At 68.0% G+C, this 13929-nt stretch carries 11 protein-coding genes; 3 read left to right on the forward strand and 8 right to left on the reverse strand.

Annotated elements, in window-relative coordinates:
* Positions 1 to 4 precede the first annotated feature (4 nt).
* Positions 5 to 2098, reverse strand: a complete 2094-nt coding sequence (gene tkt / locus ORI27_RS08260) for a transketolase (protein WP_265996191.1) — start codon at positions 2096 to 2098, stop codon at positions 5 to 7.
* Positions 2099 to 2345: 247 nt separating this feature from the next.
* Between tkt and ORI27_RS08265 the strand changes: the two genes are divergently transcribed.
* A complete protein-coding gene (locus ORI27_RS08265) occupies positions 2346 to 3275 on the forward strand; it encodes a heme o synthase (RefSeq protein WP_265996190.1) in 930 nt (309 codons plus the stop codon).
* A 34-nt stretch (positions 3276 to 3309) separates the two neighbouring features.
* Here the strand turns inward: ORI27_RS08265 and ORI27_RS08270 are convergent, their stop codons facing one another.
* Positions 3310 to 5862 carry a PEP/pyruvate-binding domain-containing protein gene (locus ORI27_RS08270; protein WP_265996189.1) on the reverse strand — a complete coding sequence of 851 codons (2553 nt, stop codon included), beginning with the start codon at positions 5860 to 5862 and terminating at the stop codon, positions 3310 to 3312.
* The gene (locus tag ORI27_RS08275) at positions 5859 to 6806 is read right to left on the reverse strand and encodes a DUF7065 domain-containing protein (RefSeq protein WP_265996188.1); all 948 of its coding nucleotides are present in this window, start codon (positions 6804 to 6806) and stop codon (positions 5859 to 5861) included. The genes ORI27_RS08270 and ORI27_RS08275 overlap by 4 nt, the downstream gene beginning before the upstream one ends.
* A gap of 62 nt (positions 6807 to 6868) precedes the next feature.
* Between ORI27_RS08275 and ORI27_RS08280 the strand changes: the two genes are divergently transcribed.
* Positions 6869 to 7492 (forward strand): TetR/AcrR family transcriptional regulator, encoded by a 624-nt coding sequence (locus ORI27_RS08280; protein WP_265996187.1) that lies wholly within the window; start codon positions 6869 to 6871, stop codon positions 7490 to 7492.
* Positions 7493 to 7498: 6 nt separating this feature from the next.
* Here the strand turns inward: ORI27_RS08280 and ORI27_RS08285 are convergent, their stop codons facing one another.
* Positions 7499 to 8473 (reverse strand): quinone oxidoreductase family protein, encoded by a 975-nt coding sequence (locus tag ORI27_RS08285; RefSeq protein WP_265996186.1) that lies wholly within the window; start codon positions 8471 to 8473, stop codon positions 7499 to 7501.
* A gap of 18 nt (positions 8474 to 8491) precedes the next feature.
* Here ORI27_RS08285 and ORI27_RS08290 point away from each other — a divergent pair, with 18 nt between their 5' ends.
* Positions 8492 to 9442, forward strand: a complete 951-nt coding sequence (locus tag ORI27_RS08290; protein WP_265996185.1) for an ATP-grasp domain-containing protein — start codon at positions 8492 to 8494, stop codon at positions 9440 to 9442.
* On the opposite strand, the gene ORI27_RS08295 is transcribed toward ORI27_RS08290, so the two are convergent.
* The 4 genes from ORI27_RS08295 to mptB form a co-directional block, all read right to left on the reverse strand.
* A complete protein-coding gene (locus tag ORI27_RS08295; protein WP_265996354.1) occupies positions 9392 to 10321 on the reverse strand; it encodes a COX15/CtaA family protein in 930 nt (309 codons plus the stop codon). The genes ORI27_RS08290 and ORI27_RS08295 overlap by 51 nt on opposite strands.
* 82 nt (positions 10322 to 10403) lie before the next feature.
* Positions 10404 to 11180, reverse strand: a complete 777-nt coding sequence (locus tag ORI27_RS08300) for an ABC transporter permease (RefSeq protein WP_265996184.1) — start codon at positions 11178 to 11180, stop codon at positions 10404 to 10406.
* Positions 11181 to 11208: 28 nt separating this feature from the next.
* A complete protein-coding gene (locus tag ORI27_RS08305) occupies positions 11209 to 12141 on the reverse strand; it encodes an ABC transporter ATP-binding protein (RefSeq protein WP_265996183.1) in 933 nt (310 codons plus the stop codon).
* The gene (mptB, locus tag ORI27_RS08310) at positions 12138 to 13901 is read right to left on the reverse strand and encodes a polyprenol phosphomannose-dependent alpha 1,6 mannosyltransferase MptB (RefSeq protein WP_265996182.1); all 1764 of its coding nucleotides are present in this window, start codon (positions 13899 to 13901) and stop codon (positions 12138 to 12140) included. The genes ORI27_RS08305 and mptB overlap by 4 nt, the downstream gene beginning before the upstream one ends.
* Between the last annotated feature and the right edge of the window lie 28 nt (positions 13902 to 13929).

Here is a 13929-nt window from a genome sequence, read left to right on the forward strand (position 1 = left end):
TTGGTTAGTTGTCGATAGCACGTTCCGCGGCCACGGCGACCGCCTCGGGGGTGAACCCGAACTCACGGAACAGGGTCTTGTCGTCTGCGGATTCGCCGTAGTGCTCGATGGAGACGATCTCGCCAGTGTCGCCGACGAACTTGTACCAGCACTGCGCGATGCCCGCCTCCACCGCGACACGCGCCGACACATCGGGCGGCAGCACGCTGTCGCGGTACTCCTGCGACTGCTTCTCGAACCATTCGACGCAGGGCATGGACACCACGTAGGCCTTGATGTCCTTGTCCGCCAACAATTTTTGAGCTGCGACAGCCAGCTGAAGCTCGGAGCCGGTGGCAATGATGATGACGTCGGCGTCCTCGGCGGGGTTGCCGCCGCCCAGAACGTAGCCGCCCTTGGCCACGCCCTCGGAGCTGGTGCCCTCGAGCACCGGGATGCCCTGGCGGGTCAGGATGAAAGCGACCGGGCCCTGACCGTTGTCCCGGGCGATGATGCTGCGCCAGGCGTAGGCGGTCTCGTTCGGATCACCGGGGCGCACCACCGACAGCCGGGGGATGGCCCGCAGTGCGGCCAGGTGCTCGATGGGCTGATGCGTCGGCCCGTCCTCGCCCAGACCGATCGAGTCGTGGGTCCAGATGTAGATGGTGTCGATGTCCATCAGCGCGGCCAGCCGCACAGCTCCGCGCATGTAATCAGAGAATTGGAGGAAGGTTCCGCCGAACGCACGGGTCGGCCCGTGCAGCACGATCCCGGACAGGATCGAGCCCATCGCGTGTTCGCGGATGCCGAAGTGCAGCACCCGGCCATACCAGTCGGCTGTGTAGTCCTCGGTCGAGATCGAGGGCGGCCCAAAGGACTTCACGCCGTTGATGGTGGTGTTGTTGCTGCCGGCGAGATCGGCCGAGCCGCCCCACAGCTCGGGCAATTTGGGAGCGACGTCGTTGAGCACCTTGCCGAACGCCGCACGGGTGGCCAGCGGCTTGGAGCCCGGCTCCCACGCGGTGATGTCGGCGTCCCAGCCGTCGGGCAACTCCTGGGCCAACAGCCGGTCCAGCAGCGCCTTGCGCTCCGGTTCCCGCTGAGCCCAGGCGTCGAACTCGCCCTGCCACTTCTCGTGGGCCTCCCGGCCCCGCTCGACCAGCTTGCGGGTGTGCTCGATGACCTCGTCGCGCACTTCGAAGGACTTCTCCGGGTCGAAGCCGAGCACCTTCTTGGTGGCCGCGACCTCGTCGGCGCCCAGCGCCGAGCCGTGCACGCCACCGGTGTTCATCTTGGTGGGTGCCGGGTAGCCGATGATGGTGCGCACCGCGATGAACGACGGCTTGTCGGTGACCTTCTTGGCCTCTTCGATGGCCTGCTGGATGCCGACCACGTTCTCGCCGCCCTCGACGATCTGCACGTGCCAGCCGTAGGCCGCGTAGCGGGCGGGGGTGTCCTCGGTGAACGCGATGTTCGTGTTGTGCTCGATCGAAATCTCGTTGTTGTCCCAGAACACGATCAGGTTGCCCAGCTGCTGGGTGCCGGCGATGGACGACGCCTCGCTGGTCACCCCCTCTTCCATGTCCCCGTCGGAGGCGACGACGTAGATGTGGTGATCGAACGGGCTGGTTCCCGCCGGGGCGTCGGGGTCGAACAATCCCCGCTCGTAGCGCGCGGCCATCGCCATGCCCACCGCCGAGGCCAGACCCTGCCCCAGCGGGCCGGTGGTGATCTCCACACCCTTGGTGTGCCGGAACTCCGGGTGGCCGGGCGTCTTGGAGCCCCAGGTGCGCAGCGACTCGATGTCGGAGAGCTCCAGGCCGAACCCGCCGAGATACAGCTGGATGTACAGGGTCAGGCTGCTGTGCCCGCAGGACAGGACGAACCGGTCGCGGCCCAGCCAGTGCGTGTCGCTCGGGTCATGGCGCATGACGCGCTGGAACAGCGTGTAGGCCAGCGGCGCCAGGCTCATCGCGGTGCCGGGGTGCCCGTTGCCGACCTTCTGCACCGCATCGGCGGCCAGGACCCGCGCGGTGTCGACGGCCAGTGAGTCGACCTCCGTCCAGTCCCCGGGGTGGTGCGGCTGGGTCAGCGCGGCAATCTCTTCGACAGTTGTCACGAACTCGCTCCTGGCATTGTCAGATGGGCTGGCAAGCGGGGTGGTCCTCTTCACCCTAGTGCTGGTGGGCCGGATGCTGCATAGTGCTGCGACCAGCGTTACCCGCCGGTGAAGCTCTACACCTCAGACTCTGTCATCGCGATGGAATCGCGATGAATCGACCCTTCGGTGCGGATAGTCGCACCGCGCCGTCTACCATCGCTTGTAGTAGATCGTCGGCGATGGGCGTGTGTCAGGAGTCAGTTGCGTGAGAGTTCGCGAAGTGCACCTCGTTGACGGGGCGCCGATCCGATTCCGCGACCGGCTTCTCGGATACCTCGCGCTCACCAAGCCGCGCGTCATCGAGCTGCTGCTCGTCACAACCATCCCGGCCATGCTGCTGGCCGGCCGCGGCACCGTCGACCTTCCGCTGATCTTCAACACCCTGTTCGGTGGTCTGCTCGCCGCCGCCGGCGCCAACACGCTGAACTGCGTGGCCGACGCCGATATCGACAAGAAGATGAAGCGCACCGAGCGCCGTCCACTGGCCCGGGCGACCGTGCCGCGCGGTCACGCGCTGGTGTTCGGGCTGGCGTTGTCGGTCGGCTCGTTCTTCTGGCTGTGGTGGACCACGAACATGCTCTCGGCGCACCTGGCCGGCGCCACCATCGCGTTCTACGTGCTGGTCTACACCCTGCTGCTCAAGCGCCGCACCTCACAGAACGTGGTGTGGGGTGGGGCCGCCGGCTGCATGCCGGTGATGATCGGCTGGTCGGCGGTCACCGACACGATCGGCTGGCAGGCGCTGGTGATGTTCGCGATCATCTTCTTCTGGACGCCGCCGCACACCTGGGCGCTGGCGATGAAGTACAAGGACGATTACGCCGCCGCCGGCGTGCCGATGTTGCCGGTGGTCGCCACCGAGCTGCAGGTCACCAAGCAGATCGTGATCTACACCTGGCTCACCGTGCTCGCCACGCTGGCGCTGGTGCCGGCCGCGGGCTGGCTGTACGGCTCGGTGGCCGCACTGGCCGGGGTTTGGTTCCTGGTCATGGCACACCGCCTGCACGCCGGGGTGCGCCGCGGCAACCCGGTCAAGCCGCTGCGGCTGTTCCTGCAGTCGAACAACTACCTGGCGGTGGTGTTCGTCGCGCTGGCCGTCGACTCGGTGTTGGGGTTGCCGACACTGTTCGGCTGATCTGACGGGGATTTCCCACCGCCGGACAGTGCGCTCAGGCAGGCGGGCTGGGGCTCGGGACGGGGTCCAGATAGATCAGGCCGAGGTTGCCGTCGATCGCCAGCGCGGTGCCGGAAACGAGGCCCGCCGCGGCCACCCGAACTCCGCTGACCGCCGGGATGCCGTACTCCCGAGCGAGAATCGCACCGTGGGCCAGCATGCCGCCGGTCTCGATCACCAACCCGGCAAGGAGAGGGAAGACGCTGGTCCAGCCCGGGTCGATGTTCGGCGCCACCAGAATGTCGCCGGCTTGAACCTGGCCGAGATCCCGTAGCGAGGTGGCGATTCGGGCCGTTCCGCGAGCAGTTCCGCGGCTGATGCCCATCCCGCGCAGCGCGCCGTCGGGCAGATCGCCCGCTTCGTCCACCGCGGCGGGCAATTCGGTTTCGACATCGTCGAACAGGAACGTGGCCGGCGTCCGCCGCTGGTACACGGCATAGTCGTCACGCCGACGGTTCACGGTGACCGTCAGGTCCGGTCCGGCCGGCGCGCCGTCAGCCAGTGCGCTGAATTCGTCGCGGGTGAGCAGGAAGACGTCATCGGCGTTGGCCAGGATGTGCTCTTCGGTGAGTCGTCGCCCTTGCTCGAGCACCAGCGACCGCATGTGGGTGATGAGATAGTCCAGGTAGAAGCGTTGATTCTCGCGATAGCGGGTGTAGTGCCGGACGGTCTCGGTCAACCGCAGGAGGATCCGGCGGCGTAACAGGCCCGCCGGGCCGCGGCCGGCGGCGGCGAGCATGGTGCGCTCGGCGTCGTCCCTGCGTCGTCGTGCGAGGTGTTCGCCGGCCTGCGAGCCGGCGGTCTCGTCGGTCCGTAGCCGGGCTCGGATCAATTCGAGGATGATCTCGGGTTCTTCGAACCAGCGTGGGCTGGCGATGTCGCGGCTGGCCGAACGGTGTCCGTAGCGCTTGAGGAATGCGTCGTAGTGCTGCCAGAACTCGGCTTCGCCCATGCGGGTGCGCAGCGAGTGGTAGTCCTCGCCGGACGCTATCGAGGAACTGAGCGCGTGGTGGGTTCGACAGCGGGTCGCCAGCGAGGTGACGGCGGTGTTCAGTTCGGCGGTGTGTGTGTCGTCGAGGCCGCCGATCACGTGCTGGTAGAGCTCGCCGGTGTCGTCGCGGCACCACCGGTGGAGCAGCTTGGCCAGTGCGGCGTGCAGGAAGGTGTTGTAGATCGTCATGCCCCACCGCACGACCCGGAAATGCTCGCGCCCGAGTTCGTCGACCTGCCGGAACTGTCGCTGCCATTCCGTCGGCGACAGAGCCGAGTAGTCCTGGCCGAGTAAGCCAGCGATGTCGTGTTCGATGCGAGCGCAGTGTCTTTCCAGGGCGACCAGGTTGCGGTTGATTCCGCTGCGCTGCCGGTCCCGCAACGGGGCCAACAGTGCAAGCACCGTCAGCCGGGGTTGCCAGGGTTCGTCCTCGACCCAGGCGTCGACCTGCGCGGGGAACCAGTCTCCCGCTGCGGTGTTGCGCATGGACCTGGGCAGCATCCGGAGCCCGGCCGCGTAGTACCGCGCACTGAAGTAGGCGTAGCCCTGATAGAGCCGGACCGGTTGGGTCGCTGCCAGGTCGGGTCGTCCCTGGAGTACGGCCATCTCCCGGAAGGCGGCTTCGGTGATCCAGGGCACCATGAGTTCGCCGGGAAGGGGCAGCGAACATTCCGAGAGGTACTCGTCGCCGAACCGGCGCGACCAGATGTCGGTGGGATTCTCGCTGGGCAGCGTCGTGATCGGACGGTCCTGCAGGACGTAGACCACATCGTCGGCGATCGCCCACTCGAGGTCGCGGCGCGGGCCGATGCGATCTTCAACCGCACGGGCGATCCGCCACAGGTCGCGGATCTGCTCGTCGGTCAGTGCCGGGCGGTCTCGGCGGGCTTCGTCGATCTCGCGTTCGACAATGCCGCCGTCCCAGACGATCTCGTGATGTTTGCTGCCGACTTTGTGCTCGAGGACCGCTCCGGTGCTGCGGTTCAGCCGAATGTAGTCGGGGTCGGTGTGACCGGATACCACCGCTTCGCCCAAGCCCCAGGAGGTGTTGATGACGATCTCGTCGGCGAACGGGTTCAGTGGATTGGCGGTCAGCAGCACACCGGCTACCCGCGGACTCACCATGCGTTGGATGATCACGGCGATGCCGGGGGAGTCGGTGGGGCCGTGCGCGCCGCGATAGGCGGTGGCGCGGGTCTTGTCCAGGGCGGACCAGCAGCCGTCGACAGCGTCCCGGAGTGCGGGCAGTGCGCCGATACCCAAAGTGGTCTCGTAGACACCGGCGAACGAGGCGTCGTCCAGGTCTTCGGCGACCGCCGAACTCCGCACGGCCCATAGCTGGCCGGGCTGCCGCGCCCCGGTGCGCTCCCACCATTCTGGTAGCGCTTCCTGCAGAATTGTTTGGTGCGCAGCGGGATCCAGCGAAGCGGTGGCGTCGATGTACCAGGCTTCCGGCACGGTGAAGCCGGCTCGTAGCAGCCGGATCAACCCCATGGATTTGCCGCCGAGGTGTGCGATGTCGCTGTCGGTGTCCGGGCCAAGCGGTGTGATCCTCACCGGCGTGTCCGTAGCGCGTGTGCCAGTACCGGGGCCAGCCGGGGCGCCCACCGTATCGGCTCGAAACCGCCTGCATGCCAGGTGTGTTCGACGATGCCGGCGCCAGTGAGAAGCTGACCGTCGAGGTGCGTCTCGAACCGGGCGTGGCTCTCGCTGAGCAGCATTCCCGCCTTGAACAGCGCGACGTCACCGATGGCGGCCCCGGTGATGTCGTACTGTTCGCCGTGCACGTCGCGAATCCTCAGCTGCAGGTCGGCCACCCGATGTGGGCTACGCCAGCGTCGTTGCAGATCGAAGGATTCGATGCCCACGCATCGTCGGTCCCGGTAGACGAATCCCGACTGAGTTTGCGAGCCCGGCGCGCCGGTCTGTGAGGCGGTGACCGCGAAGTGCCCGCCGAAGTGGGCGGATATCCAATCCCAGCCGGCGATGGTGGACCAGTCTCGTGGCCCCCATGATTTGTCCCGGGTGCCGAATCCCGAGATCGAGTACCGCTGACCCGAGAACTGCGCCGTTCCGGTGACGGTTCCGGGATGCTCGAAGTGCCGGGCGGCGAGCACGTGAGCGCCGCCGGATTCGGCGAAGTCGAACGGCGGAGACAGCGCGGTCCAGGTGAGGTCGAAATTGTCTCGGCCGGACAGTTCGAGGTGCCACTTGTGGAGTGGCTCGTCCATGCGGAAGGTGAGTCGGCCGACCCGGAATCCCTGGCCCATCGACGGTGTCGTGGCGACCTTCTGGTTGATCGCGGCATAGACGAACTCCCGCCGCCCGGCGCGCATGGTGATCACCACGGCGTCGGCGGAGCCGTCGCCGGCGCGGTAGCCGAGGCGGGCGAACCCGATGCCGTCCGGCGTGATCCAGTTGAAGTAGAAGCTCTCTTGCCAATGGTCCAGCTGGTCGGGCTGGTGGAGCTCTTCGTCACCGCTCGTCAGTGGAGTGATCATGCTCACATTCAAATGCAAGCAATTACTCGCTTTCAACTTGCATCCGGACTAGCGTCGCGACCATGTCGTCCTTGCTGCGCAAACAGCCCCGGCAGCGTCGTGCGGAGGCCACCATCGAGCGCATCGTCGATGCGGGTGCTCGCGTTCTGGTCCAATACGGCTACGACGGCGCCTCCACCAATCGCATCGCCGAGGCGGCGGGACTGAGTCCGGGCTCGGTCTATCAGTACTTCCGCGACAAGGACGCGATCGTGCTGTCGGTGGTCGCGCGCCTCAGCGACGACCTGACCAGCAGAATCACCGCCGCAGTGCCGTTGACTACGGCACTGTCGCTAGAAGAGCTGGCGCGAACCGTGGTGATCTCACTCGTCGACGCCCTGACCGCCCAAGCCGACCTGCTTGCGGCCTTCCTGGACAGGGTGCCTCGGCAGGCCACCGGTGACCTCTTCGGTGACCTGCTCAACCGTGCGGCACAGCTGACGTATCTCCAGCTGGTGGCTAACCGCGACGTAGTGCGGCACGAGGATTTCGAGGTCACCACCTGGTTCGTCGTGCAGGCGACATCGCACCTGGCGTTGCGCTACGTCGTCGACCGGCCGACGATCGCGCGGGAGCGGTTCGTCGACGAACTCACGACATTGTTGCTCGGATACGCCTATCGGTCATCGCAGTGCGAGTCGCGGTGAGATCGGTCAGGGCACCAGCACGATGGAGCCTGTGGTCTTACGGCCCTGTAGATCTTGGTGCGCCCGGGCGGCATCGGCCAGCGGGTAGTGGCCGCCGACCGTGATGGTGATCGACCCGTCGGCGATCGCATCGAGGAGTTCGCCTGCCCGCCAAGCGAATTCGTCTTGCGTGCGGGTGAAGTGCGCGAGGTTCGGCCGGGTCAGGTATACCGATCCGGCGGCGTTGAGTCGTTGTGGGTCGACCGGTGGCACCGGGCCGCTGGAGGCGCCGAACAGCGCCAGTGTGCCCCGGACCGCCAGGCTGGCCAGGCTGGCGTCGAACGTGGTCTTGCCGACCCCGTCGTACACCGCGGCGACCCCGTGGCCATTGGTGAGGTCGCGGACCTTCGCCGCAAACTCAGCAGGATCCTCGGGATAGTCGAGCACCTCGACGGCACCGGCCCGTCGGGACAATTCGGCCTTCTCCGGGTTGGACGCGGTGGTGATCACCCGGGCGCCCAGGCTGGTCGCCCACTGGGTCAGGATCAGCCCGACACCGCCCGCCCCGGCGTGCACGAGCACGAAATCGCGGGCCTGTACCGCGTACACCGACTTGATCAGGTAGTGCGCCGTCATCCCCTTGAGCAGGGCCGAGGCGATTGCGTCGGAGGGCACCGAGTCGGGTACATAAGCGACGAAATCAGCCGGTGCCGTGCAGAATTCGGCATAGGCTCCGGAGGCGGCGGCGGTCACCACCCGGTCGCCCGCCTTGATCGCGGCGACATCGTCCCCGACGGCGGCGACGGTGCCGCACACCTCGGTGCCGAGCACGAAGGGCACCTCCCGCGGGTAGAGGCCGGAGCGGAAGTAGGTGTCGATGTAGTTGACGCCGATCGCATCGGCCTCGATGAGAACCTCGGTGGGGCCGGGCGTCGGTTTCGGCTTCTCGACGTAATTGAGGACCTCGGGACCGCCGGTCTCGGCGACTTCGATTGCGCGCATGTCACTATCATCCCCGCTGTGAGCCCACCCTCGAAGCTGGCGCGTCCCGACGTGTTCCACCCGAGCATCGTGCTGGCCGGTTGCCCGCAGCTGGTCGGGGGTGACGGCGACGACGACGGGCTGATCGGCGCATTGCGTCATCGCGGGCTGCACGCCCGTTGGCTGTCCTGGGACGACCCCCAGACCGAGAAGGCCGACCTGGTGATTCTGCGTGCCGCGTGGGACTACGCCGCCCGTCGGGACGAGTTTCTGGCGTGGACTCACCGGGTGCGCAATCTGTTGAACGCCCCGGAGGTGGTGGCGTGGAACAGCGATAAGCACTATCTGCGGGATCTCGCCGAGTTGGGCGTGCCCACCGTGGCGTCGTATTTCGTCGAACCGGGCGAGAAGATCCGGCTGCCCAAGGGGGAGATCGTGGTCAAGCCCGCGATCGGCGCCGGCTCGATCGACACCGGGCGGTTCGTCGACCATGCCGCCGCCCGCGCACACGTCGCGGCCCTGCAGGACGCTGGGCGAACCGCGCTGGTGCAGCCCTACGACGCCCGGGTCGAGCAGGGGGAGACCGCGCTGGTGTTCCTCGGCGGCCGGCAGTCACATGCCTTCGTCAAGGGCCCCATGCTGCCGCCGGAAGGTGAGCAACCCCGACTCGACGAGTCGGGCACCTACGTCGCCGAGAAGCTCTCGTCGGCCGATCCGGACTTCGCGATGTGGGATGCCGGAGCCGCCGCATTACAGGCCGCCTGCGGACATCTGGGCATCGACACCAGCGATTTGCTGTACGCCCGCGTCGATCTCATCGGCGACGCCGACAGTCCGGTGCTGCTCGAGCTCGAGCTGATCGAGCCGGGACTGGGCTGGGGCCAACTCGACGACGAGACCTGCGAGCAACAGCAGCGCGTCTTCGCCCTCGAAGTGGAGTCAGCGTGTGAGCGTCTTGGGCTCGGCCCGCTGTCGCATCGACGCCCATAGCGCGGCGGTGGCCGCCGTGCATGCCGCGGCACCCCCGACGTGCATGGCCACCAGTGCCGCCGGCACGCCGGTGAAGAACTGCACCACGCCGATCAACCCCTGGGCCACCACCAGAACCACCAGCACCGCCAGCCGCCGCATGATCAGCCGCGGCGCGAACACCGCCTGCAGGCCGGCGGCCAGCCCGACCAGCAGTGCCAGGTAGGCGATCAGCAGCGTCGAGTGCATGTGCACCAGTGTGAGGATCTCCACCTCGAGCCGCGGCACGGTGCGCTGCGGGCTCTTGTCGCCCGCGTGCGGGCCCGCCCCGGTGACCAGGGTCCCGGTCACGAGGGTGGCGGCCAGCGTCAGCGCGCCCAGCAGGGTCAGATGTCGCAGCGGCTTAGGCACCAGAACGGTCGGCAGGCCGTCGTCCGGTTCGCCGATCTTCACATAGAGCAGCGTGGCCAGCCACACCATCGCCATCGAGGCCAACAAGTGAATCGCGACCGTCCACCACGCCAGCCCGGCCAGCACGGTGATACCGCCGAGCACCGCCTGGACCACCGTTGACGCCGGCATCAGCCAGGCATAGACCAGCACCTCGCGACGCCGGCGGGCCCGGGTCACGGCCAGGACGGCCAGGATCGCGGTGATGACCACCAGGAATGTGATCATCCGGTTGCCGAACTCGACGGCCTGATGGATGCGGGGCACCTCGGCATGTGGCACCGGGACGAAACTGCCCGGGAAACACTGCGGCCAGGTCGGGCAGCCCAGCCCGGAGGCGGTCACCCGGACGATCGCGCCGGTGACGGCGATACCGCCCTGAGTCAGGATGACCGCGGCGGCGATGATGCGCTGGGTGCGCAGGCTCGGCAGTGGCAAGAGATCCACCAGCCGCAGGAAAAACCGTCCGACGGGCACCGCCCGATCGTAGAGGACGGCGAACTACGGCCTGTAGTAGGGACTGGTCGCGTGCCTAGGTGAACCGGAACCAGCGCAGGGCGGCCAGCGCCGACACGGCACCCCACGCCGCCAGCACGGCGACCCCGAACCAGTCCACCGACAACGACATCGCCCGGGTCAGGGTCTCGGTCAGTGCTCCCGACGGCGTCAGCCGCGCCACCCAGGCCAGGCCTCGCGGAATCGCGTCCGTCTCCAGGGTCAGCGCGCCCAGTCCGGCGAAGACGAACCACAGCAGGTTGGCGACCGCCAGCACGATCTCGGCGCGCAGTGTTCCACCGAGCAACAGACCCATCGCGGCGAAGCCGGCGGTGCCCAGGGCGATGACGACCGCACCCAGCAGCAGGCCGGCCGGGTTCGGGCGCCAACCCAACGCCAGGCCGATGCCGCCGAGCAGCAGGGCCTGCAAGAACACCACCGTCACCACGGCTAGCGATTTGCCGGCGATGATGCCCCACACCGGAAGCGCGGTGGCGCCCAAACGCTTCAGCGCCCCATAGCGGCGGTCGAAGGCCACGGCGATGGCCTGACCGGTGAACGCGGTGGAGATCACCGCCAGCGCCATGATCGCCGGCACGAACACCGCCACGCGGTGCGGACCGAATGAGCCCAGCGGCAACACGGTGAGCCCGATCAACAGCGTGATCGGGATGAACATCGTCAGCAACAGCTGTTCGCCGTTGCGCAGCAACAGTTTCAGCTCCAGGCCGTACTGCGCGGCCAACATCCGCGGCACCGTGCTGGGCCGCGGGTCGGGGGTGAACGTTCCGGGCGGGAAAAGCTCCGTGGTCATGGCGTCACTCGCAAAATCTGCCGATGGCTCATGGCCGCAACTCCTTGCCGGTGAGCTCGAGGAATACGTCTTCGAGGCTGCGCTGCTCGACCCGCACGTCGGTGGCCAACACGTTCAGGCGTGCGCACCACGCCGTCACCGTCGCCAGCACCTGCGGGTCGACCTGACCTTCGACCAGGTATTCGCCGGGCGAATGTTCCCTGGCCGCATAGCCTTCCGGCAACGCGGCGATCAGCAGTGACAGGTCGAGCCGGCGGGGCGCGGTGAACCGCAACTGGCCTTCGGCCCCGCCCCGCATCAGCTCGGTCGGTGTGCCGGACGCGACAGCCGAACCGTGGTCGATGATGACGATGCGGTCGGCGAGCTCCTCGGCCTCCTTGAGCTGGTGGGTGGTCAACACCACCGTCACGCCGTCGCGGCGCAACGCCTCGATGAGCTCCCACACCACCAGCCGCGCGTGGGCGTCCATACCGGCGGTCGGCTCGTCCAGGAACACCAACTCGGGGCGTCCGACCAGGGCGCACGCCAGCGCGAGTCGCTGCTGCTGGCCACCGGACAGACGGCGATAGGTGGTGCGGGCGGCGTCCGTCAGCCCCAACGTGTCCAGCAACCACGCGGGATCGAGGGGATCGGCGGCGTACGAGGCCACCAGTCGGAGCATCTCGCCGGCCCGCGCGGCCGGGTAGCCGCCGCCGCCCTGCAGCATGACGCCGATCCGCTCGCGGACCCGTGCGTTGTCGGCGACCGGGTCCAGGCCCAGCACCTCGATCGTGCCCTCGTCCGGCCGGACGAATCCTTCGCACATCTCGACCGTGGTCGTCTTGCCCGCCCCGTTGGGGCCCAACAGCGCCAGCACCTCGGCGGCGTGCACCTCGAGGTCGAGGCTCGACACAGCGGTCGTCGTGCCATATCGCTTGGACACCCCGCGCAGTCGCACGGGGATTTCGCGGCCGGAACTCACGGGGACTCAGCGTATGCGCCGGGCGCCGGGCGTGGCGCCGGTGGCTCGGTGGGTGGCTTTGTCGGCGGCTCGCCCGACGGTGGATCGGGCTCCTGGCCGCTGAACGTCTCGCCGGTGCCGGGCACCCTGCGCCACGGCAGCCGGTTGATCGTCACCGCGATCAGCAGCAGCACGATCAGCGTGCTGGCCAGGGTGGCGTCGACGATCTGGAACAGGGCGAACCGGTCGCCGTTGGCGGTGGGCCCGAAGATGCCGACCACCAGCGTCACCGCGATGGTGGCGATCCGGAATCCCGGGCGGGTGGCCCAGGCGGCCAGCGGGATGATCGCCCACAGCAGGTACCAGGGCTGCACGACGGGGAACAGCAGCACGGTCGCGCCGAGTGCGACACCGAGTCCGCCCACCGGGTGCAGCCGACCCCGCAGCACGGCCAGCAGCAGCCAGGTGACCGTGATCGTGATGATCAGCACACCGATCGCACGGGTCAGTGACAGCACGGCAGTGGTGTGATCGCCCAGCCCGAGCAGGATTCCGATCTGCCCGGTTCCGAGTGCCAGCAGGGTCGGCGGTGACATCCAGCTGCGCACCACGTTGGCGGTGCCGAGGGTGAAGATCCAGCCGAACCCCAACCCGCTGGCCCATCCGATGACCGCCATCACCACCAGCGACAGCGTCGTCATCAGTGTGGTTGCCAGCAGGAACGCCTTGATGGTCGCGCCCCAGCGGCGGGCCAGCGCCATGCCGACGAATCCCAACGCCAGTAGGCCGGGGAGTTTGACCTGGGAGGACATCGTGATCAGCACGGCCCCGGCGATCAGCATGGCCAGCGGTAGCCACGCCGCCCACTGCTCGCGGCCTCGGGGCCAGTGCAGCGGCCGGGGCACCAGAGCACCGGCGGCTCGGTCCGATGTCGCCGGCCCAGCGGCTCCGGTCACGCCGCGCAGGGCGAACTCCGTGCCGGTGAGCATCAGGCCGAGCATCAGTGCCTCGTTGTGGATGCCGGCCACCAGGTGCATCAGGAGGAGCGGGTTGGCGGCTCCCAGCCACAGGGCGCTGACCTCGGCGACGCCACAGCGGCGGGCCAGCCGCGGTACCGCCCAGACGATCATTCCGACCCCGATCAGCACCACCACCCGATGGCTGAGGACGGCCGCGACGATGTTCTCGCCGGTCAGCGCCGAGATTCCGCGGCCGACCCACAGGAACAACGGCCCATAGGGCGCCGGCGTGTCGCGCCACAAGCTGGGCACCGAGAGGGTGAACACATGATCCAGGCCGAGACCGGGGGCCGGCCCGACCTTGTACGGGTTGAGGCCGATGCGCGAGATCTGGCTCTGCGCCAGATAGGAGTAAACGTCCTTGCTGTACATCGGCGGTGCGATGAGCAGGGGCACGATCCACAGCAGCAGCGTGTGATCGAGCTGACTGCGCGACATGCGCCGGCTGCCGAGTGCGAAGCGGCCCAGCATCAGCCAGGCCAGGGCCATCATGACCGCGCCGGTGGTGGTCATCGTCAGGGAGACGGTCTGGATGCGCGAGGGCAGATTGAGCAACCGCACCCCGAAGGTGGGATCCTGGACGACGGGGCGGGCGCCGGCGCCGAGGGCTCCGATCGCCATCAACACGGTTCCGGTCGCGCCGAAGAGCCGGGTCCGGCGCATCGTGCGGAGTTCGGCGCCGTTGAGCGGCGAGCCCACGGTGCGTTCATCGCCGTGCAAGCGGGCGATCGACGAACTCAGCGAGCGTTGGCGGGCTGCCACCACAGCACTCTAACCGCCGGGATTTCGG

This window comes from Mycobacterium pinniadriaticum (assembly GCF_026242045.1).
In the GTDB taxonomy this organism is placed as follows: domain Bacteria; phylum Actinomycetota; class Actinomycetes; order Mycobacteriales; family Mycobacteriaceae; genus Mycobacterium; species Mycobacterium pinniadriaticum.

Coding starts and splice junctions, on each gene's coding strand:
- ORI27_RS08300 (WP_265996184.1), bottom strand. CDS start 11,180: ATGACCACGGAGCTTTTCCCGCCCGGAACGTTCACCCCCGACCCGCGG.
- ORI27_RS08280 (WP_265996187.1), top strand. CDS start 6,869: ATGTCGTCCTTGCTGCGCAAACAGCCCCGGCAGCGTCGTGCGGAGGCC.
- ORI27_RS08275 (WP_265996188.1), bottom strand. CDS start 6,806: ATGATCACTCCACTGACGAGCGGTGACGAAGAGCTCCACCAGCCCGAC.
- ORI27_RS08285 (WP_265996186.1), bottom strand. CDS start 8,473: ATGCGCGCAATCGAAGTCGCCGAGACCGGCGGTCCCGAGGTCCTCAAT.